The sequence below is a fragment of the Aquincola sp. J276 genome, assembly GCF_024700035.1.
In the GTDB taxonomy this organism is placed as follows: Bacteria; Pseudomonadota; Gammaproteobacteria; order Burkholderiales; family Burkholderiaceae_C; genus Aquincola; species Aquincola tertiaricarbonis.
In genome coordinates, this window is record NZ_JAJONC010000001.1 from 1,598,704 (window position 1) to 1,619,251 (window position 20,548).

20 protein-coding genes are annotated in these 20,548 nt (G+C 71.8%); 9 read left to right on the top strand and 11 right to left on the bottom strand.

Translation table 11 applies throughout. The features are described 5' to 3' along the window. The first annotated feature begins 52 nt into the window (after positions 1–52). Positions 53–727: an N-acyl amino acid synthase FeeM domain-containing protein gene (locus LRS14_RS07310; protein ID WP_046112259.1), complete on the top strand. Its 675-nt coding sequence runs from the start codon at positions 53–55 to the stop codon at positions 725–727. On the opposite strand, the gene LRS14_RS07315 is transcribed toward LRS14_RS07310, so the two are convergent. The 5 genes from LRS14_RS07315 to LRS14_RS07335 all read right to left on the bottom strand — a co-directional run bounded on the left by LRS14_RS07315 (position 716) and on the right by LRS14_RS07335 (position 6,583). Beyond that, positions 716–2,482 (bottom strand): ATP-binding protein, encoded by a 1,767-nt coding sequence (locus LRS14_RS07315; RefSeq protein WP_257799105.1) that lies wholly within the window; start codon positions 2,480–2,482, stop codon positions 716–718. The two genes, LRS14_RS07310 and LRS14_RS07315, sit on opposite strands and share 12 nt — an antisense overlap. 147 nt (positions 2,483–2,629) lie before the next feature. Further along, entirely contained in the window at positions 2,630–4,450 is a 1,821-nt protein-coding gene (locus LRS14_RS07320) for a GspE/PulE family protein (RefSeq protein WP_257799106.1), read from the bottom strand. A 35-nt stretch (positions 4,451–4,485) separates the two neighbouring features. Further along, a complete protein-coding gene (locus LRS14_RS07325) occupies positions 4,486–5,259 on the bottom strand; it encodes a spermidine synthase (protein WP_257799107.1) in 774 nt (257 codons plus the stop codon). Further along, on the bottom strand, positions 5,256–5,765 hold the full coding sequence (locus LRS14_RS07330; protein ID WP_257799108.1) for a DNA-deoxyinosine glycosylase: 510 nt from the start codon (positions 5,763–5,765) through the stop codon (positions 5,256–5,258). Before LRS14_RS07330 ends, LRS14_RS07325 begins: the two co-directional genes overlap by 4 nt. Beyond that, entirely contained in the window at positions 5,762–6,583 is an 822-nt protein-coding gene (locus LRS14_RS07335; RefSeq protein WP_257799109.1) for a TatD family hydrolase, read from the bottom strand. The genes LRS14_RS07330 and LRS14_RS07335 overlap by 4 nt, the downstream gene beginning before the upstream one ends. 102 nt (positions 6,584–6,685) lie before the next feature. Here LRS14_RS07335 and LRS14_RS07340 point away from each other — a divergent pair, with 102 nt between their 5' ends. From LRS14_RS07340 to LRS14_RS07355, 4 genes are read left to right on the top strand one after another with little or no spacing between them, the layout of a single operon-like run. Continuing rightward, positions 6,686–7,666 carry a S1C family serine protease gene (locus LRS14_RS07340; protein WP_257799110.1) on the top strand — a complete coding sequence of 327 codons (981 nt, stop codon included), beginning with the start codon at positions 6,686–6,688 and terminating at the stop codon, positions 7,664–7,666. A 41-nt stretch (positions 7,667–7,707) separates the two neighbouring features. Next, on the top strand, positions 7,708–8,721 hold the full coding sequence (locus tag LRS14_RS07345) for a MoxR family ATPase (protein WP_046112264.1): 1,014 nt from the start codon (positions 7,708–7,710) through the stop codon (positions 8,719–8,721). Between the two features lie 14 nt (positions 8,722–8,735). After that, positions 8,736–9,671, top strand: a complete 936-nt coding sequence (locus LRS14_RS07350) for a DUF58 domain-containing protein (protein WP_046112265.1) — start codon at positions 8,736–8,738, stop codon at positions 9,669–9,671. Beyond that, positions 9,671–10,711: a VWA domain-containing protein gene (locus LRS14_RS07355; protein ID WP_046112266.1), complete on the top strand. Its 1,041-nt coding sequence runs from the start codon at positions 9,671–9,673 to the stop codon at positions 10,709–10,711. The genes LRS14_RS07350 and LRS14_RS07355 overlap by 1 nt, the downstream gene beginning before the upstream one ends. A 22-nt stretch (positions 10,712–10,733) precedes the next feature. Here the strand turns inward: LRS14_RS07355 and LRS14_RS07360 are convergent, their stop codons facing one another. Next, a complete protein-coding gene (locus tag LRS14_RS07360) occupies positions 10,734–11,066 on the bottom strand; it encodes a hypothetical protein (RefSeq protein ID WP_046112267.1) in 333 nt (110 codons plus the stop codon). A 173-nt stretch (positions 11,067–11,239) separates the two neighbouring features. Here LRS14_RS07360 and LRS14_RS07365 point away from each other — a divergent pair, with 173 nt between their 5' ends. Further along, entirely contained in the window at positions 11,240–11,905 is a 666-nt protein-coding gene (locus tag LRS14_RS07365) for a DUF502 domain-containing protein (protein ID WP_257799111.1), read from the top strand. On the opposite strand, the gene LRS14_RS07370 is transcribed toward LRS14_RS07365, so the two are convergent. After that, on the bottom strand, positions 11,893–12,618 hold the full coding sequence (locus tag LRS14_RS07370; protein WP_046112269.1) for a 2OG-Fe dioxygenase family protein: 726 nt from the start codon (positions 12,616–12,618) through the stop codon (positions 11,893–11,895). The genes LRS14_RS07365 and LRS14_RS07370 overlap by 13 nt on opposite strands. Positions 12,619–12,690: 72 nt before the next feature. On the opposite strand from LRS14_RS07370, the gene LRS14_RS07375 reads away from it, so the two are divergent. From LRS14_RS07375 to LRS14_RS07385, 3 genes are all read left to right on the top strand, one after another. Continuing rightward, the gene (locus tag LRS14_RS07375) at positions 12,691–14,652 is read left to right on the top strand and encodes a diguanylate cyclase (RefSeq protein ID WP_257799112.1); all 1,962 of its coding nucleotides are present in this window, start codon (positions 12,691–12,693) and stop codon (positions 14,650–14,652) included. A 147-nt stretch (positions 14,653–14,799) separates the two neighbouring features. Beyond that, a complete protein-coding gene (locus LRS14_RS07380) occupies positions 14,800–17,925 on the top strand; it encodes a PAS domain-containing protein (RefSeq protein WP_257800430.1) in 3,126 nt (1,041 codons plus the stop codon). Positions 17,926–17,981: 56 nt separating this feature from the next. Beyond that, positions 17,982–18,617 (top strand): L-threonylcarbamoyladenylate synthase, encoded by a 636-nt coding sequence (locus LRS14_RS07385; RefSeq protein WP_257799113.1) that lies wholly within the window; start codon positions 17,982–17,984, stop codon positions 18,615–18,617. On the opposite strand, the gene LRS14_RS07390 is transcribed toward LRS14_RS07385, so the two are convergent. The 4 genes from LRS14_RS07390 to ybaK all read right to left on the bottom strand — a co-directional run bounded on the left by LRS14_RS07390 (position 18,604) and on the right by ybaK (position 20,548). Continuing rightward, positions 18,604–18,972: a glutaredoxin family protein gene (locus LRS14_RS07390; RefSeq protein WP_046112272.1), complete on the bottom strand. Its 369-nt coding sequence runs from the start codon at positions 18,970–18,972 to the stop codon at positions 18,604–18,606. The two genes, LRS14_RS07385 and LRS14_RS07390, sit on opposite strands and share 14 nt — an antisense overlap. 22 nt (positions 18,973–18,994) lie before the next feature. Then, positions 18,995–19,339: a RidA family protein gene (locus tag LRS14_RS07395; RefSeq protein ID WP_310740850.1), complete on the bottom strand. Its 345-nt coding sequence runs from the start codon at positions 19,337–19,339 to the stop codon at positions 18,995–18,997. After that, entirely contained in the window at positions 19,339–19,995 is a 657-nt protein-coding gene (plsY, locus tag LRS14_RS07400; protein WP_257800431.1) for a glycerol-3-phosphate 1-O-acyltransferase PlsY, read from the bottom strand. Before plsY ends, LRS14_RS07395 begins: the two co-directional genes overlap by 1 nt. A 61-nt stretch (positions 19,996–20,056) precedes the next feature. Next, positions 20,057–20,548, bottom strand: a complete 492-nt coding sequence (ybaK, locus tag LRS14_RS07405; protein ID WP_046112274.1) for a Cys-tRNA(Pro) deacylase — start codon at positions 20,546–20,548, stop codon at positions 20,057–20,059.

Genomic DNA, 20,548 nt, shown 5'->3' on the forward strand with positions numbered 1-20,548 from the left:
GCCGAAACTACATCTTGAAACTGTCCCTCGCCGCCAAGAAAGGTCCCACGCCATGCGCACCCACCTGCTGCACTTCACCGTCCGTCCGGTTGCCGACGAAGCGGAACTGAGAGCAGCCTGTGCGGTGCGGGCCACCGCCTACGGCCGCCGCCTGCCCAACGTGGTGAGCCTGTGGTGCGAGCCGGACGAGCTGGACCGCCAGCCAGGCGTCATCGTGTTCGCGGCCTTCAGCAAGGCCACCGGCGAGGCCATCGGCACGGTGCGCCTGGCCACCAACCACCAGCGGCCGCTGCAGATCGAAGGCAGCGCCGCCCTGCCCGCGGCCTACCTGGGCACCCGCAATGCCGAGATCACGCGGCTGGCCATCCTGCCCGGCCAGGACGACCCGGCCATCAAGCTGGCGCTGATGAAGGCGGTGTACCAGGCGGCGCTGGCGCGCAGCGTGGAGTGGATGGTGATCGGCGCGCGCCTGCCCAGCCTGGTGCGCGGCTACCAGCGCCTGGGCTTCACCGATGCCCTGCCGCGCGGCGAGATGGTGCCGCTGGCCCATGCGGGCAACCTGCCGCACCGGGTGCTGGCCTTCAACGTGCGCACCGCACGCGCCGACTGGCAGGCCGCGCAGCATCCGTTCTACGGCTTCATGATCGAGCAGCAGCACCCCGACATCACGCCGCTGCCGCAGCAGCAGGCGGTGCCCGCGGCCGGCCTGCAGGCGCTAGCGGCCTGAGTCCGCGAAGCAGCCATCGGGCGGTCGGCGCCCGCCGGTCACCGAGGCCATCACCGCCTTCAGCTCCTCCTCGGTGAAGGGCTTGCTGAGGAAGGCATCCATGCCGGCATCGGCACAGCGCTGGCGGTCCTCCAGCGCGCTGTTGGCCGTGAGCGCCACCACCGGCAGACGCGGCAGCCCCGCCTGCCGCTCGGCCTCGCGGATGCGGCGCGTGGCCTCCAGGCCGTCCAGCACCGGCATCTGGCAATCCATCAGCACCAGGTCCGGCCGCTGCTGCGGCGCACCGGCGGCCGCGGCCACCGCCGCCAGGCCGTCGCGCACATGCGTGACCTGGCAGCGCAGCCGCTGCAGCATGGCCTCGGCCAGCATCGCGTTGACCTCGTTGTCCTCGGCCAGCAGCACTTTGTGCGGCAGGCCCACCGCGCGCAGGCCGGCACCTTGCGGCGGCTGCGGCACGGCGGGCTGCAGCGGCTGCAGCGGCAGCACCAGCTCGAACCGGCTGCCCTGGCCCACCCGGCTGTCGCAGCGCAGCCGCCCGCGCATGGCCTGGGTGATCTCGCGTGCGATGTTCAGGCCCAGGCCCACGCCGGCCCCGGGCACCGTGCCGGGCCGCCGCGCCTGCGTGAAGGCGTCGAAGATGTGCGGCAGGTCGGCCTCGGCGATGCCGGGGCCGGTATCGGCCACGGTGATGCGCAGGCCCTCGTCGCACCAGTCGGCGGACAGCCGCACCTCGCCATGCTCGGTGAACTTCACCGCATTGCCCAGCAGGTTGTGCAGCACCTGGCGCAGGCGGGTGGCATCGGCGATGACCTGGGTCTCGGGATCGATGTCCAGCGCCGCATGGAAGCCGATGCTACGCTCCTGGCAGCGCACCAGGTAGATGTCCACCAGCTCCTCCAGGTCGGCCAGCAGGTAGAAGGGCGCGGGCTTGAGCTCCACCCGGCCAGCCTCGATGCGGGAGAGGTCGAGCAGGTCGTTGATGATCTGCAGCAGGTGCTCGCCCGAATGCTCGATCAGGCCCAGCCGGTGGCGCACCTGCGGATCGGGATGCTCGGCGGCCAGCATGCGCGCCAGCCCCAGGATGCCGTGCAGCGGCGTGCGCAGCTCATGGCTCATGGTGGCCAGGAAGCGTGTCTTCACGCGGCTTTCCCGCTGCGCCAGGGCCAGCGCCAGCGCACGCTCCTCCGCGATGCGGGCGGTGAGGAAGCGCAGCCGGAACACCTCGGCCAGCCGCAGCTCCGATCGCCGCGCGGTGGCCAGCAGCAGGCCCAGGAACAGCAGCAGGCCGATGCCGCCGGTCAGGCCGATGCGGTCGCCGCGCCAGATCATCGCCAGCGCGGTGGGCAGGATCATCGGCAGCACGTAGGCCAGCGTCGCCTGCTGGCGCACCTGCAGTCCGAAGGTGGCCACCGCGGCCACGCTGCACAGGCTGGCCGCGATCACGGCGACGATTTCCTCGTCGGGCGAGCGCATCAGCCAGGCGCCGCCCAGGCCCCATACCGCGCCATCCACCGCCAGCAGCGCCACCGTCCAGCGCAACCAGCCTTCGGTGCCAGGCCGCCCGCGCAGCCGGTACACCTGGGCCTGCACCATGCGCGGCACGGCCACGCCGATCTTCAGCGCCACCCAGGTCCACAGCAGCTGCGGCTCCACCCGGCCGTAGACATGCAGCGCCAGCACCATCGCGAAGCCGGTGGCCACCAGGGTGCCCAGCGTGGTGTGGGCGAACAGCATGCGCAGCTGTTCGGTGGTCACCTGGGCGGCGACCTCTGGGGGGCGGTGGCGGGGCCGCTTGCGCAGTGCGCTCCCCGGGGCTGCCCATCGGGTGATCGTCGGTGCTGGACATCCGCCACCAGTATGACCGCGCCCGTGGCATGGTGGCCGGCCCCTGTCCCTAGAAGGTCAGCCGGTCTCGCTCCACTTGGGCGTGGTGCGCAGCACTTCCTCGATCGTGGTGCTGCCGTCGGCCACCTTCATCACGCCGGCCAGGCGCAGCGGGTGCATGCCGTCGGCCAGCGCCTGGCGGCGCAGGGCGGCCGGGTCCAGCACCGGATGCACGGCGGCGCGGGCCGCGTCGCTCATCACCATCAGCTCGTACAGGCCGGCGCGGCCGCGGAAGCCCGTCATGCGGCATTCCAGGCAGCCCACCGGCCGGTAGGCCCGCACCGCGCCCTTCAGACGCCACGGATGGGCGGCGGCATCCAGCGTTTCGCGGGTGGCGCCCTCGTCGCGCACCTTGCAGGCCGGGCACAGGGTGCGCGCCAGCCGCTGCGCCAGCACGCCGATGACGGTGGCGCTGATGAGGTACGGCGGCACGCCCAGGTCGGCCAGCCGGGTGATGGCGCTGGCGGCATCGTTGGTGTGCAGCGTGCTGAACACCAGGTGGCCGGTGAGCGCGGCCTGGATGGCCATCTCGGCGGTGGCCAGGTCGCGTATCTCGCCCACCATGATGATGTCCGGGTCCTGCCGCATCAACGCGCGAAGGCCTTCGGCAAAGCCCAGGTCCAGCGCGGTCTGCACCTGCGTCTGGTTGAGCGCGGGCTCCACCATCTCGATCGGGTCTTCGATCGTGCAGACGTTCACCTCGTCGGTGGCCAGCTTCTTCAGCGTGGAATACAGCGTGGTGGTCTTGCCGCTGCCGGTGGGCCCGGTCACCAGGATGATGCCGTGCGCGCGGCCGGTCAGCTCCTGCCAGCGCTGCGCCTCGTTGGCGCCGAAGCCCAGCGCCTCGATGCTCTTGACCACGGTGTCGGGGTCGAAGATGCGCATCACCATCTTCTCGCCAAAGGCCGTGGGCAGCGTGGACAGCCGCATCTCCACCTCGCCGCCGGGCACGCCGCCCACCTCGGGGCGGATGGTCTTGATGCGGCCGTCCTGCGGGCGGCGGCGCTCCACCACGTCCATGCGGCCCAGCAGCTTGATGCGCGCGGTCATCGCGGTCATCACCGAGGCCGGCAGCTGGTAGACGGTATGCAGCACGCCGTCGATGCGGAAGCGGATGGCGCCCATGTCGCGCCGCGGCTCCAGGTGGATGTCGCTGGCACGCTGGTCGAAGGCGTACTGCCACAACCAGTCCACCACCTGCACCACGCCCTGGTCGTTGGCGTCCAGCTGCTTGTTGGCCTTGCCCAGCTCCACCAGCTGCTCGAAGCTGGCGATGGCCGAGGTCTCGCCGCTCCGGGCCGCGGCCTTGACCGACCGCGCCAGCGTGTAGAACTCGGTGGTGTAGCGCTGCACGTCCACCGGGTTGGCCAGCACCAGCTTGAGCTTCTTGCGGGTGTGGCCCTCGATCTCGGACAGCCAGCCGGTGTCCAGCGGCTCGCTGGTGGCCACGGTCACTTCCACCAGCCCGACGTTCAGCGGCAACGCGCGGCGCGATTCGGCATAGTGGATGGACATGACGTCGGCCACGCGGCCCACGTCCACCTTCAGCGGGTCGATGCGCACATAAGGCATGCCGAGGTGGCCGGCCAGCCATTCGGTCAGGGCCTCGGTGTCCAGCGGCTTGCCGATGCCCTGGCGCACCAGGCCGGCGGCGCCCAGGCGCACCAGCGGATGCTGGCGGCTGTCGCCGGCGCCGAAGCGGCGGGCCACGCGCTCGGCCTCCTCCGCGGCGATCCAGCCATCGGCCTGCAGCCACTGCAGCAGGGCCCGCCAGTCGAGCCGGCCGGCAGGTGCGTCGGCGGTTGCGCGCTGCGCAGGGGAGGAAGCGGCTGGATTCATGCGGGCGTGTACTGCGGCGGGCGGTTCGGCGGGTATCAGGCGGCGGCGGCCGGCGGCGGCAGCGGGCGCACCATGCGCAGCCACTTGCGGGCCGGCACGCCCAGCGGGCCGAACCGCTTTTCGATGTTATCGGCGCGGGCAATGAGTTCTTCACGATCCGGCACCACCACGCCGCGCGCGGCCACCACCACGGTGTTGCCTTCGCGCGTGGGCCGCAGGCTCCACACCTGGTCGCGACCGAAGGCGGCGGCGATGCGCTCGGCGCTCGCCAGGAAGCTGGCATGGCGGCCGAACAGGTTGACCGTCATCAGCCCGCCATGGGCCAGCACGCGATGGCAGTCGGCGTAGAAGCGCTCGTCGTCCAGCACCGGCGCGGCAGCCTCGTGGTCGTACAGGTCGACGTTGAGCACCTGCACCGTCTGCGTGTGGGCCGCGCTGCGCACCCAGGCGCCTGCGTCCTGGTTCAGCACCGTCAGCCGCTCGTCGTCGTCACCCAGCCGGAAGCGCATGCGGCAGGCGGCGATGACGGCCGGGTTGATCTCCACCGCCGTGGTCCGCATGCGCAGCACCTGGTGGCAGAAGCGGGTGATGGCCGCCGCGCCCAGCCCCAGCTGGACCGCATGGCCCTGCGTGAGTTCGTCGGTGGGGCGCCACAGCATCCAGGCCATCATGCGCTGGATGTATTCCAGCTCCAGCGCACGTGGCTTGGCGATGCGCATGGCGCCCTGCACCCAGACCGATTCGAGGTGCAGGTAGCGCACGCCGTCCAGCTCCGACAGCGTGACCTCGGGCAGGGAGGCCGCCTTCATGCGGCCACCCCGGCGGCCACGAAGGCCTCGCGCCAGGCGGCCAGCTTGCGCTCGAAGGACCAGCTGGCGTTGGCCGGACTGGTGGATGGCAGGCGCCACACCGGCAGGCCGAGCGCCGCAGTCACGCGCATGGAGCGGGCCGATTCGGCGCCGTTGTGCGCGATGCCGCGCAGGCCCGGCGCCTGCCGCAGCAGGCCGGGCAGGTCGTTGGGCTCGGCGGCCTCGATCGCGCTGTCCAGGCTGCCGGGGCGGCGGCAGGCCGCATACACGTCCCACAGTCCGAGGCCGCGGTCGCGCACTTCCTGCAGGCGCGCTTCATAAGTCAGGGAACGCAGGTCGATCTCCCAGAGGGCCGACAGGATCGGCCAGAAATGATTGCGGGGATGGGCGTAGTACTGCTGCGCCACCAACGACCGCGCGCCGGGAAAGCTGCCCAGCACCACCAGCCGGGTGTGGGAGGCGATGACCGGCGCCAGGCCGGTGAGCACGGGCAGCGGCCCGGTCATGCAGCGAAAGCCGACAACCGCGGCAGCGCGGCGCGCGCATTGTCGGCCGTGCGGCGGGCGGTGTGCTCCAGCGTCCAGCCGCGCAGCTCGGCCAGCGTGCGGGCGATGCGCGGCAGCTCGGCCGCCTCGTTGCGGCCGCTGGCCTCGCCCTGGGCGCGGGTGTCGGCGGTGCGGTAGAGCCAGTGCGGCGGGATGTCGGGTGCGTCGGTCTCCAGCACCGGCACATGGTCCGGCACGCTGGCGGCCAGGTGGCGGATCTGCCGTGCGCGCTCGAAGGTCATCGCACCGCCGAAGCCCAGGCGAAAGCCGCGGTCCACAAAGTGCGCGGCCTGCGCGTCGCTGCCGTTGAACGCATGCACGATGCCGCCGGGCACCTCGATGCGGCGCAGGTGCTTGAGCAGCAGGTCGGCCGAGCGCCGCACATGCACGATGACCGGCAGGCCGGCATCCCGCGCCAGCTTGAGCTGGGCCGCATAGAAGCGCTCCTGCCGCGCGACATCCAGCCCGGGCACGAAGAGGTCGAGGCCGATCTCGCCCACCGCCACCAGCCGCGGGTCGTCCGCATGTTCGCGCAGCGCCTGGGCCATGCGGTCGAGGTCCTCGTCGGCCGACTGGCCCACGTACAGCGGATGGATGCCCCAGGCATAGGCCAGGCCATGCTGGTGCGCCAGCGTGCGAACCGTATCGAAATGCTTCACCAGCACCGCCGGCAGCACCAGCATGCCGACCCCTGCCGCACGGGCCCGGGCCACCACTTCGCCGCGGTCGGCGTCGAATTCGGGCGCGTCGAGATGGATGTGGGTGTCGATCCAGGACATGGCATGGATCATGCCGCAGCAAGCCCGAAGTCCCGGCTTGCTGCGCAAACCCGCATGCCGTGCTACTGTCGTCTTGAGTCTTCTTGACTGTTCAGGGGCGTCATGAAACGAACTCCGCTCTACAGCGCGGCCAGCCGCTCGCGGCAGGCCGCTCCTCCGGTGCCCACGGCGCCGACCGAGGCCGCACGGCGCAGCGCCGCGCCGGGCCCATCGCCCGGAGAAACGTCGGCGCATGGACCGCGCGAGGCAAGCGCCGGTGCAGGTGCGCCACGGCCACCGCGCGGCACTTCCACCCGGGCAGGCCGCTGGGCCTTCGCGGGCGGCGGTGCGCTGGTGGGCCTGTGCGTGGCCACCGTGGCGCTGCTGATGCTGCAGCCGCCCGGCCAGCGGCTGACGCAGAAGGACATCGACAAGGCGGTGCTGCACACCCTCAACACCAAGCCGCTGCCGCAGCTGTCCACCAAGGCGGCCGACATCGTTCGGCCATCGGTGGTGCGGGTGGTGGGCCTGTCCAGCCCCAGCGATGCCGAGGCCAAGGACGACGATGAGGGCGGCGTGGGCAGCGGCGTGGTCATCACCGACCGCGGCGTGATCCTCACCAACCTGCATGTGGTGGCGGGCTCGCGCCGGGTGAAGGTCACGTTTGCCGACGGCACCGAGGCCGACGCGCAGGTGATCAACGTGCAGCCCGAGAACGACCTGGCGGTGCTGCAGGCGCAGAAGCTGCCCGACGACCTGGTGCCCGCCACCATGCGCTCCACCGGCGACCTGCGCCCCGGCGACCGGGTGACGGCGGTGGGCTTTCCGTTCGGCATCGGGCCTTCGGTGTCGCACGGCGTGGTCTCGGGGCTGAAGCGCGAGTTCCGCTCGCCCGAAGGCAAGCAGGTTCTCACCAACCTCATCCAGTTCGACGCCGCGGCCAACCCGGGCAATTCGGGCGGCCCGCTGGTCACCGACGAAGGCGAGGTGGTGGGCATCGTCACCGCCATCCTCAACCCGGTGCAGCAGCGCTTCTTCGTGGGCATCGGCTTTGCCGTGCCCATCGAGAACGCCGCGGCCGGCGCCGGCATGCACCCGTTCTAGGCACAGCCTGTCCTGTTTCCAGTTCACCAGGAGTTCCATCGATGGATAACCAACGCAGCGCCGCCGACGTCAGCACCTTGATGGAGCAGGTGCTCTACGAGGTCAAGCGGGTGGTGGTGGGCCAGGACCGCTTCCTCGAGCGGGTGATGGTGGCCATGCTGGCGCAGGGCCACCTGCTGGTCGAAGGCGTGCCCGGCCTGGCCAAGACGCTGACGGTCAACACGCTGGCCAAGGCGGTGTCGGGCCAGTTCAAGCGCATCCAGTTCACGCCCGACCTGGTCCCGGCCGACCTGGTGGGCACGCGCATCTACAACCAGAAGAGCGGCGACTTCAGCACCTCGCTGGGGCCGGTGTTCGCCAACCTGCTGCTGGCCGACGAGATCAACCGCGCGCCGGCCAAGGTGCAGAGCGCGCTGCTGGAGGTGATGCAGGAGCGGCAGGTGACCATCGCCGGTCACAGCTACCCGGTGCCCAAGCCCTTCCTGGTGATGGCCACGCAGAACCCGATCGAGACCGAAGGCACCTACCCGCTGCCCGAGGCGCAGGTGGACCGGTTCATGATGAAGGTGATCGTCGGCTACCCCACCGACGAGGAAGAGTTCGTCATCGTGCAGCGGGTGACCGGCGCGCCGGTGGACGTGGTGCCGGTGGCCACCACCGACCAGCTGGCCGCGCTGCAGCAGGAGTGCCGACGCTCGTACGTCGATCCGTCGCTGATCAACTACGCGGTCAAGCTGGTGGCCGCCACCCGCGAGCCCGGCCGCTTCGGCCTGCCCGACCTGGCGAAGTACATCACCTTCGGCGCCAGCCCGCGGGCCACCATCAACCTGATCGAAGGCGCGCGGGCGCTGGGCTTCCTGCGGGGCCGCAACTATGCGCTGCCCGAGGACGTGAGCGACCTGGCTGCCGACGTGCTGCGCCACCGCCTGTCGCTGAGCTACGAGGCGCTGAGCGACGGCATCACCGCCGAGCAGATCGTCTCGCAGATCCTGCAGAAGGTGCCCGCGCCGGCGCGGCCGCTGGAGCACCAGGACGCCAAGGTCGTCAACGGCTGAGCCGGCACGCCACCATGCAAGCCACCGAAACCCCGCCCGGCGGCGTCGAGGCGCTGCTGACGCAGCTGGAATGGACCGTGCTGCGCCGCCTGGACGGCTGGCTGCAGGGCGACTACCGCACGCTGATGCGCGGCAACGGCCTGGACCTGGCCGACCTGCGCGAGTACCAGCACCACGACGACGTGCGCCACATCGACTGGAACGTCACCGCCCGGCTGCAGCAGCCGCATGTGCGCGAGTTCACCGAGGACCGGGAGCTGAGCGCCTGGTTCCTGCTGGACCTCAGCCCGTCCATCGACTTCGGCGCCCGGGTGCGCAAGCGCACGCTGTCCACCCACTTCGTCGGCGCGATGGCACGCGGCCTCACCCGCCACGGCAATCGCGTGGGCGCCCTGCTCTACGGCAGCCAGGTGGACGCGGTGATCCCCGCGCGCGGCGGCCGCCGCCATGTGCTGCACCTGCTGCACCGGCTGCAGTCGCGGCCCGCGGCCAAGCTGGGCACCGGCACCCGGCTGGCCGACCTGCTGCAGCGGGCGGCCGGCGCGATTCCGCGGCGCTCCAGCGTGTTCGTGGTGTCCGACTTCATCAGCGAGCCCGGCTGGGACAAGCCGCTGGCGCAGCTGGCCCGCCGCCATGACGTGGTGGCCGTGCGCCTGTATGACCCGCTGGAGATGAAGATCCCCGACCTGGGCATGGTGCTGATGCAGGATGCCGAGACCGGCGAGCAGATGTTCGTCGACACCGGCGCGCGCGGCTTCCGCCAGCGCTTCGAGAAGATCGCCGCCGAACGCGAGGCCGCGCTGCTGGACGGCCTGGCGCGCGCCGGCGTGGACACGCTGGAGCTGTCCACCGAGGACGACCTGGCCGATTCGCTGCTGCGCTTCGTCGATGCCCGCAAGCAGCGCAGCCGACTTGCAGCGGGGGCCGTCGGCACCCGGAGGTTTGCATGATGAACGGATTCAATTTCCTCTGGCCCGACCTGCTGTGGCTGCTGCTGGCGGTGCCGCTGCTGGTGCTGCTGTACCTGTGGCTGCTCAAGCGCCGCAAGCGCAGCGCGGTGGCCTGGGCCAGCCTGGGCATCGTGAAGGAGGCGGTGGGCCGCGGCAACGCCTGGCGCCGCCATGTGCCGCCGCTGCTGTTCCTGGCCGCGCTGGTGTCGCTGCTGCTGGCCATCGCGCGGCCGGCGGCCAAGATCACGCTGCCGCTGGTCGAGCAGACCATCGTGCTGGCCATCGACGTGTCGGGCAGCATGCGCGCGGCCGACGTGGAGCCCAACCGCCTGGTGGCCGCCCAGAACGCGGCCAAGAGCTTCATCGCCGACCTGCCGCGCCAGGTGCGCGTGGGCGTGGTGAGCTTTGCCGGCACCGCCGCCGTGGTGCAGCCGCCCACCACCAGCCGGGACGACGTGGCCGCTGCCATCGACCGCTTCCAGCTGCAGCGGGGCACCGCCATCGGCAGCGGCATCGTGCTGTCCCTGGCCACCATCTTCCCGGATGCCAACATCGACCTGTCGCAGGTCACCGGCCAGCGGCCGATGCCCGGCGGGCTGGACGAGAAGAAGGCCGACCCGGGCACCGCGCCGGTGGAGCCCGGCTCCTACAACTCGGCCGCCATCATCCTGCTGACCGACGGCCAGCGCACCACCGGCCCCGATTCCATCGACGCTGCCCGCATGGCCGCCGACCGCGGCGTGAAGGTGTACACCGTGGGCATCGGCACCAAGGAAGGCGAGACCATCGGCTTCGAAGGCTGGTCGATGCGGGTGCGGCTGGACGAGGAGACGCTGAAGAACGTGGCCTCCGCCACCCGCGCCGAGTACTTCTACGCCGGCACCGCCGAGGACCTGAAGAAGGTGTACCAGTCGCTGGGCTCGCGGCTGACGGCGCAGAAGAAGGAGACCGAGATCACCGCGCTGTTCGCCGGCCTGGGCGCAGCGCTGGCGGTGGCGGCAGCGGCGCTGTCGCTGCTGTGGTTCCACCGGGTGCTGTAGCGCCCCGTGCTGCAGCGCGCCTTCAGTTGAAGCGCGTGGCCAGCGCCTCCGACGCCTTGGCGGTGGACAGCGCGCGGCGGCCGATCACCTCCACCCGCTGCACCGGCTGCACCGGCTGCGCCGGCGCGGCCGCGGCTTCCTGGCTTTCCTGCAGCGAGGCACGGCGGCCGATCACCACCACCTGCTGCACGCCCTGAGGCTCCACCGCCGGCGGCGGCAGGCGCTTGCCCACCACCACCACGCGCTGCACCGGCTCGCCGGCCTGGGCGGCGGGTGCGGCCGCCAGGCCGGCGGCGGCGGCGATGGCGGCGCTCATCACGAGCACGGTGGTGCGAAGCGGGCGTTGCATGTTCATGGCGGTACTCCTGGCTGCTGACGGGGTCAGTGTGCAAAGCCGCCGGCTGCGCAACCAGCGGCGTGCGACGAACCGCCGCCACGGCGGTGCGAGCTGCCGTGCAGACCGACCGGCTGCGCCGCCTCGCTACAGTGCGGCACCCGTTTCCGCTTTCAGTTCAGGATCCCTTTGCCATGACCGGCTCCCACCGCCCACTGGTTCGTGTCTTCCTCACCGGGCTGCTGGCCGCCCTGCCGCTGGCCGCCACGCTGGCCATTCTGGTGTGGCTGGTGCAGCTGCTGCTGCAGTGGGTGGGCCCGGGCAGCCTGCTGGGCAGCGTGTTCGTGGCGCTGGGCTTCGGCCTGGGCGGCACCGCGGTGCTGGGCTACCTGCTGGGCATCGCGTTCGTCTGCGCCGGGCTGTTCGCGCTCGGCCTGCTGGTGGAAACCGGCCTGCAGCGTGGCCTGGCCCGGCTGGTGGATGGCGTGATGCTGCGCATCCCCGTGGTGCGCACGGTGTACGACATGGTGCGCAGGATGGTGGGCCTGTTCGCACCCGGGCAGGACGACAGCCTGCGCTCGATGAGCCCGGTGTGGTGCCACTTCGGCGGCGTGGGCGGCGCGGCCGCGCTGGCACTGCTGGGCAGCCCGGAGCCGGTGCTGCTGGAAGGCCGCCGCTACCTGGCGGTGATGGTGCCCACCTCGCCGGTGCCCATCGGCGGCGGGCTGCTGTACGTGCCGGAGGAATGGGTGGTGCGCGCCGACATCGGCATCGACGCGGTGACCAGCATCTACGTGTCGATGGGCCTCACCTCGGCCCAGCACCTGGGCGCCGCGGCGCCGGTGCGTCAAGGGCCCTGAAAGCCGCCGGCGCGCAGCGTGATGACAAGGGTGTCCCGGTGGCCCTGGTCGCCGTCGGGCTGGATGGGCGTGCTTTCGTGGATCACGCGCGCGTCGTCCAGCAGCAGCGTGGTCCAGGGCTGGGTCATCGTGAAGCGCAGGCCGTGCGGGCCATCGGCCTCGAACACGCGGGTCTCGCCGCCCTTCACATGGTGGCGCTGCACCAGCATCACCGCCACCAGGTCCACGCCGTCGCGGTGCGCGCCTTCGGGCGTGGGCCGCCCGATGCCGCCCTGGGTGTCGATGCGGAAGGGATGCGCCTCGATGTACCAGGGCTGGCTGCCGCGCAGTGCGCTGGCGCGCCCGGCCAGCATGCACAGCAGGCGGTGCCACAGCGGATCGCCCACCAGCGCCGGCTCGATGGGCTCGAACCAGCGCTCGATGCCGCCGTGCAGCGCGTTGTATTCCACCGGCTGCCAATGCGCGCGGTGCGGCATCAGGGCCACCGCCTCGCCTTCCACCACGAAGCAGCCATGGCGCCGGCGGCGGTAGCGGCCACCATCGCGCAGGTGCTCGTCGGGCGGCAGGCGGTCCCAGAAGGGCAGCCAGCGCGCCAGGGCCTCGGGCGTGGCCTGGAGGCTGTGGCACAGGCCGGCGGCATCGAGCACCGCATGGCCCTGGCGTTGCATGGCCGCGTCGACTTGCGCGGGCGGGGTGATGGGAGGCTGCAACATGGTGCACCGAGGATAACCGGCCGGCGTACACCGCCGTCACGGCACAATCGGTCACCCTTGCGGCACCGTTCGATGTCCATCAAGCACCGCATCCTCGTCATCGTGCTGGCGCTCCACGCGCCCTGGCTGCAGGCGCAGACGCCGGCGGAGCTCGTCCTTTCCGGCCGCCAGGCCCTGGGCGCCGACCCCGAGGCCAGCCGCGCGCTGGCCGGACGCGCGCTGGAAGCCCTGGCCCGCCGCCCCGATGCGGACGTGCACCTGCGTGCCCGCCTGCTGCTGTGCGACTACTTCGCCGAACGCGACCTGGCCGCCGCCGAGCAGCAGGCGCAGGCGATGCGCGCGCTGCTGCCGGCCACCCGCCGCGGCGGCGCGGAGGCTGCCGTCCTGCTGTGCGAAGGCGTGGCCCAGGAAGCCCGCGGCGACAGCCGGCGTGCGCTCGCACTGTTCGACCGTGCGGTGTCCACCGCGGCCGCTGGCGGGGACGACGAGCTGATGGCCGACGCCCTGTTCCAGCGTGCCTACCTGCGCGGCGTGCAAGGCGAGCTGGCGGCCGGCCTCACCGACATGCGCCGCGCCATGTCGCTGTACGAGAAGCTGCAGCAACCGCAGCAGGCGCAGAACGCGCTCAGCGGCATCGCCATCCTCTACAACCGCATGGGCGACCATGCGCAGGCGCGGCACTACTTCGAGGCCTCGCTCAAGCTGCAGCGGGCCTCCGGCATGTCCCGCGAGGAACTGGTGACGCTGCACAACCTGGGCCGCACGCTGGAAGGCATGGCCGACTGGCCGGCCGCGCACAAGGCGTTCGAGGAGGCGCTGCACCTGGCCCGCCGGATCCACTACCCGCGCGGCGAGGCCTATGCATTGCGCGGCCTGGCCAGCGTGCGCAATGCGCGGCAGGCGCCCTCGGAGGCGCTGGCGCTGCTCGACCTGGCCTCTCAGATCCAGCAGGACACGCCGGACGAGCGGCTGCGCGGCCAGTTCCTGCTGCAGCGGGGCATCGCGCTGCGCCAGCTGCACCGGCCGGCCGAGGCGGTGGAACTGCTGCAGCAGGCGATGGAAATCTTCCGCCGCGCGGATTCGCTGGCCGAGCAGGTGGCCGCCGGTGGCGAGCTGGCCGCAGCGCTGAAGGACAGCGGCGACTGGCGCGCCGCCTTCACCCACCATGCCGCCTTCAAGGAAGCCTCCGACACGCTGCTGCGCCGCCAGCTGGACCAGCGCTTCGCCACGCTGAAGATCGAGTTCGACAGCGCCGCCAAGGACAAGGAGAACGCGCTGTTGCAGCGTGAGAAGAGCGCCGCCGATGCCGCGCTGGCCCAGGAACGGCGGGTGGGCCGCCTGAAGCTGGTGGTCATGCTGCTGGCCACCGCGCTGGTGGTGGTGCTGGCCGCGCTGGCCTGGCGCCAGCGGCGCAGCGGCCGCACGATGCAGAAGCTGGCGATGACCGACGAGCTGACCGCCCTGCCCAACCGCCGCCATGTGCTGGCGCGGCTGGAAGCCCTGCTGGCGCCCGGCGCCGGTGGCGGTGCGCTGCTCATCGTCGACCTGGACCATTTCAAGCGCTTCAACGACGAGCGCGGCCACCTGATCGGCGACGAGGTCCTGCGCGCCGTGGCCGACGTGCTGCGCCAGGCGGTGCGCCCGCCGGCCGCGGTGGGCCGCCTGGGTGGCGAGGAATTCGTCGTGGTGCTGCCGCGCGCCGACGTGATGCGCGCCGCCGAGGTGGCGGAAGACCTGCGCCGCCGGGTGCAGGCCATCGACGCGGCGCCTTGGAGCCTGGGTTCGGGCACCGAGATCACCACCAGCGTGGGCCTGACGCTGGCCGAGCCCGGGGACGACCTGAGCACGATGCTGCGCCGGGCCGACGAGGCCCTTTACGCGGCCAAGGCCGCCGGCCGCAACCGCGTGGTGGTGCGCACCAAGGTGACGGAGGCGCAGGACGGCCAGCAGGCCGATGCGGTGATCGGCGCGGCCCGGCAGGCGCTGCGCCTGCCGCTGGCGTCGGCGGACGCCGACTCTCATTCCCGGGGTTGACACAGGTCAAGTTTCACTCCGGTGACTTTTATCACTTGACTCTAATTTCCTGCCATTTTCAGTCAGTTTGCCTAGACTGGGTTGGTGGCTCAACTGCACGACTCCCCGTGGCCCCTGCTGGGCCGTGAGAGCACCGCACTGCTCGAGGTGTCGGACTGCGCCATGGCCGTGCTCGATACCAGCGGCTGCATGCTCTGGCAGAACAGCGCCTTCACCACCCTGATCGGCCGCCCGCCGGGCGCGCTGCAGGGCCTGCACCTGGCGGCGGTGCTGCACAGCGCCGGCTCGGCCACCAGCGGCGCGCCACAGCCGCTGTCCATCGCCCATCGGCTGGCCGCCGGCCAGCGCATCGAAGGCATGGAACTGCCCGGCCTGCACACCGACGGCCGGCCCTGGGTCGGTCGCCTGAGCGTGGCGCCCGACCCCGGCGGCCACTACCTGCTGGCCACGCTGGCCGACGTGACCGAGGCGCATCGCCTGCGGCAGCACAACGAGCAGTTGCGCGAGCAGCTGGACGTGGTGCAGCAACTGGCCGGCATCGGCCTGTGGGAATGCGACGCGCGCACGCAGGACAGCCGCTGGGACCGCCAGACCTTCCGCCTGGCCGGCCAGCCGCCCGGCCCGCAGCCGCCCACGCTGGAACAGCTGGCCCGCCGGATCCATCCCGACGACGACTTCATCGGCCGCTACCGGCGCTCGCTGCTGGCGCCGGGCGATTACTCGGCGCGCTTCCGCCTGCATGACCGCGAAGGCGGCGTGCGGCACCTGCATTCGCAGTGGCGGGTGCAGCCCGGCGCCGACGGCCTGCCGCGCCGGGTGCTGGGCATCCTGCGCGACGCCACCGACCTGGCCGAGCTGGTGCGGTCCTTCGAGGACACCAGCGCCCACCTGTCGATGGCCCTGGAGCTGGGCAACATCGCCATCTGGCGGCACGACCTGCGCAACGACAGCGTGGCCTGCAACCCGCAGATGCGCAGTCTGGCCGCGCTGCCGCCCGGCGACGCCGACTTCGCCCATGCCGACTGGCTGGCCGCGGTGCACCCGGCCGACCTGCCGCGGGTGCAGGCCGACCTGGCGCAGGCCCGTCGCGGCACCGAGCCGACGGACCTGCAGGCCCGCTACCGCGGCCCGGACGGCAGCTGGCGCATGCTGCTCACCCGTCGCGTGGCCCAGCGCGACGAGCAGGGCCGCGTGGTCGCCTTGCTGGGCGTGGCCTTCGACGTCAGCGGCCAGGCGGCCGACGCCGAGCGCGCGCTGGCCCTGGCCCGCACGCTGGAGGCCGCGGCCCGCGCCACCGGCCTGGGCATCTGCGCGCTGGAGCGCCGGGGCCGCCGCCACCGCCGCTGGCACATCACCTGGAATGCGCAGATGCATGCGCTGTCGGCCTGGCCCGCCGGCAGGCGTCCGCCGTTGCGGCTGTCGGAGTGGGTACGCCACTGTGTGCACGAGGACGATGCGATGCTGGTGCAGGGCGTGATCAGCCGCTGGCTGCGCCGGCCGAGCGGCCCGCTGGACCTGCAGTTCCGCACCCGCACGCCGCCCGGCGACGGGCCGCGCTGGCTGTCCGTGCGCGGCGATGCGCCCGACGACCGGCAGCTGTTCGCGGTGGTGATGGACGTGACCGACCGCCATCTGTCGCTGCAGCGCCTGCAGGCCGCGGTGGAGCGGGCCGAGCTCGCCACGCGCGGCGTGGGCATCGGCACCTGGGAGCGGCGCGCAGACGGCACCGTGCTGTGGGACGAGCAGATGTTTCGCCTGCGGGAGATGCCGATGCAGGTGCCCGCGCCCGACACCGCCGCGCGGCTGGCGGTGGTGCACCCCGACGACCGCGAGGCGATGGCGTGCTACCACCCGTCGTCCGAGGGCATGGCGATGTCGCCCACCTATGAATTCCGCGTGGTGCTGCCCGATGGCCGCGTGCGCTGGCTGGCCTCCCGCTCCCGTCCGCTGCCCGACGCCCATGGCCGCGAGATGCGCCGCATCGGCGTCAACTGGGACATCACCGACAACAAGATGGCCGAGCTGGCCCAGCGCGAGCGCGAAGCGGCGCTGCGCGAAAGCCAGGCCAAGTCGCGGCTGCTGGCGCGCATCAGCCACGAACTGCGCACGCCGCTCAATGCCATCCTGGGCGTCACCCAGCTGATGCTGATGGCCGCCGGCACGCCCGACCCCGCGCAGCGCCAGCGCCAGCTGGAGCAGGTGCAGTCGGCCAGCCGACACCTGCTGGCGCTGATCGACGGCGTGCTCGACCTGTCGGCCTACGAAGGCGGCGAGATGCGCCTGGCGCTGCGGCCGGTGGACCTGTCGGCGGTGGTGGCGCAGTCCGTCTCGCTGCTGGCCTCGGCGGCGCAGCAGCGCGGCATCACCATCGAAGGCCCGGCCGCCGGCCCGCCACCACCGCCGCCGCGCGGCGACGCCACCCGGCTGCGCCAGGTGCTGGTGAACCTGCTGTCCAACGCCATCAAATACAACCGGCCGCAGGGCAGCGTGCGCATCGCCACCCGTGCCGTGGCCGCGGACCAGGTGCCCGAGGGGCATGAGAAGGTCGGCCATGTGGTGCTGTCGGTGGCCGACACCGGGCCGGGCATCCGGCCCGGGCAGATCGACCAGCTGTTCCAGCCCTTCAACCGCCTGGGCCGCGAGCATGACGAGGTGGAAGGCACCGGCATCGGCCTGGCCATCGTGAAGGCGCTGGCCGGCAGCATGGGCGGCTGGGTGCAGGTGCACAGCTCGCCCGGCGAGGGCAGCACCTTCGAGGTGTGGCTGCAGCAGGCGCAGACGGCCGACGAAGCCGGCCTGCCGCCCGCCACGCCGGCACCGCCGGGCACGCCCAGCCGGGCCGACGACCTGCGCCGGCCGCTGCCACGCCTGCGCAGCGACGGCACCGGCAGCGTGCTCTACATCGAGGACAACCCGATCAACGCGATGATCGTGCAGGCCTCCATGGCGCACCGGCCGCTGATCCAGCTGCAGGTGGCGGTGGACGGCACGTCCGGCATACGGCTTGCCGGCACATCGTGCCCGGACCTCGTGCTGCTGGACATGCAGTTGCCCGACACCGATGGCCATGCCGTGCTGAAAGCGCTGCGGGCCGACCCGCGCACGGCGCACCTGCCGTGCATCGCGCTGTCGGCCAACGTGATGTCCGACGACATCCAGCGGGCACTGGCCGCCGGTTTCACCGACTACTGGACCAAGCCCATCGAGCTGCCGGCCCTGCTCGGCGCGCTGGACACCTTGTTCGGCCGCGCCGGCGAACCCCCACGTGCCTGACGCGGCGGCGCCACGCCGTCAGGCACCCGACCACCGGGCGCCGGACAATCGGGCCCATGTCCCAGTATTTCGAAGTCCACCCCGACAACCCTCAGCCCCGCCTGCTCAAGCAGGCCGCGCAGCTGCTGCAGCAAGGCGGCGTCGTGGCGATCCCCACCGATTCCAGCTATGCGCTGGTGTGCCAGCTGGACGACAAGTCCGCCGTGGAGCAGCTGCGCCGCATCCGCGAGGTGGACGAGAAGCACCACCTCACGCTGCTGTGCCGCGACCTGAGCGAGCTGGCCAGCTACGCGCGCGTGGACAACAAGCAGTACCGGCTGCTGAAGCTGGGCACGCCCGGCCCCTTCACCTTCATCCTGGAAGCGACGAAGGAAGTGCCGCGGCGCGTCAGCCATCCGTCGCGCCGCACCATCGGCCTGCGCGTGCCCGACCACAAGGTGACGCAGGCGTTGCTGGAGTCGCATGGCCAGCCGCTGCTGGCCACCACGCTGATACCGCCCGGCGAGACCGATCCGATGAACGACCCCGCGGACATCCGCGAACGCTTCCAGAAGATGCTGCAGGCGGTGGTGGATGCCGGCGCCTGCCCGATGCAGCCCACCACGGTGATCGACCTGACCGACGATGCGGAGCCGAGGCTGGTGCGCCTGGGCAGCGGCGACCCGTCCCGCCTGGGCCTCAGCTTCGATTGAGCGCCTGCAGCACCTGCTGCGGATCGAAGCCCAGCAGCGGCTTGCCGCCGGCCAGCACCAGCGGCGTGCCCGGCGCCATGTGCGCCTGGAAGGTGGCCTGGCAGGCCGCGTCCCGTTCGATGAAGCATTCCTCGAAGGGAACGCGGTGCTTCTCCAGCCACAGCCGGGCCTGGGTGCAGTAGGCGCAGGTCACCGACGAGATCAACCGGATGTCGCCCGGCCGGGCAATAGCCACCAGGCGTTCGGCCGCGCGCTGCTGCGCCGTGGCATGCCACCACTGGCTGGCGCCGCTGACCGCCGCGATCAGCAGCACCAGGCCCAGCAGCGACTTGGCGGAAGGACGGCTGCCGGCCATGGAGGCGCGCCTGCGCTGCCGCTCAGACGACGGCGGTGACGACCACTTCCACCTTCCACTCGGGCTTGGCCAGGGCGGCCTGCACCGTGGCACGCGGGGGCGCATTGCCCGGGGCCACCCAGGCGTCCCACACGGCGTTGAAGGCGGGGAACTCGGCCAGGTCGGTGACGAACACCTGCGCCATCACGATCTTCGACTTGTCGGTGCCGGCGCGCCCCAGCAGCGCGTCGATGGCCTCCAGCACCTGGCGCGCCTGGCCGGCCATGTCCTGGGTGGCGTCGGACGGCACCTGGCCGGCCAGCCACACGGTGCCGTTGTGCACCGCCATCTCCGACAGGCGCGTGCCGACGTCGAATCGTTGAACCATCATTTCTTCACTCCGTGGTGTTGGGATGCGTGCTTCCTGGCGGGCGGCGCCGCCTTGCTGCCGATCTTGGATTCGGTGCCGGCCATCAGCTTGCGGATGTTGCCGGCATGGCGCCACACCAGCAGCAGGCTCATCACCGCGATGGCGATGGCCATGGCGCCGGGGCCCCAGATCAGCAGCTGGTAGAAGGGTGCGAAGGCCGCGGCCACGATCGAGGCCAGCGACGAATAGCGGAAGAAGTAGGCGATGATGAGCCAGGTGAGCAGCGTGGCCGCGCCCAGGTAGGGATTGAGCGCCAGCAGCACGCCCGCCGCGGTGGCCACGCCCTTGCCGCCCTGGAAGCGGAAGAACACCGGCCACAGGTGGCCGACGAAGGCCGCCAGGCCGACCGCCGCGACGGTGGTCTCGCCCCAGCCGAAGCGCGGCGCCAGCAGCAGCGCCGCCACCACCGGGACATAGCCCTTGAGCGCATCGAACACCAGCGTGAGCAGCGCGGCCTTCTTGTTGCCCGAGCGCAGCACGTTGGTGGCGCCCGGGTTGCCCGAGCCGTAGCTGCGCGGGTCCGACAGGCCCATCGCGCGGCTGATGATCACCGCGAACGACAGCGACCCGATGGCATATGCCAATGCCACCGCCAACAGGCTCGACCACTCCATCGCAACGCGCTCCACCGTGTTCTTGTCAGCCGGCCAGTGTATGCCGCCCGGTGGCCGCTGCTCAGATGGCGCAGTGCACGGGCCTGGCACCCAGCGGGCCGGTGAGCACCGCCGGCTCGATGCCCACCAGGAAGCCGCGGCGGCCGCCGTTGATCAGGATCCTCGGCAGCTGCAGCACCGTCTCTTCCACGTACACCGGCATCGCCTTGCGGGTACCGAAGGGCGAGGTGCCGCCCACCAGGAAGCCGCTGTGGCGCTGCGCCACCTCGGGCTTGCAGGGCTCGATGCCCTTGGCACCGATCGCCCGCGCCAGGTTCTTGGTGCTCACCTGGCGGTCGCCATGCATCAGCACGATCAACGGCTGCGCCTTCTCGTCCTGCATCACCAGCGTCTTGACGACCGCATGCTCATCCACGCCGAGCTGGCGCGACGACTCGGTGGTGCCGCCATGGTCGACGTACTCGTACACATGCTCGGTGAACGGCACGCCGTGCTGGCGCAGCCACTGCGTGGCCGGCGTCTCGCTGACGTGCTTGTGCTCCTTCTTCGCCAT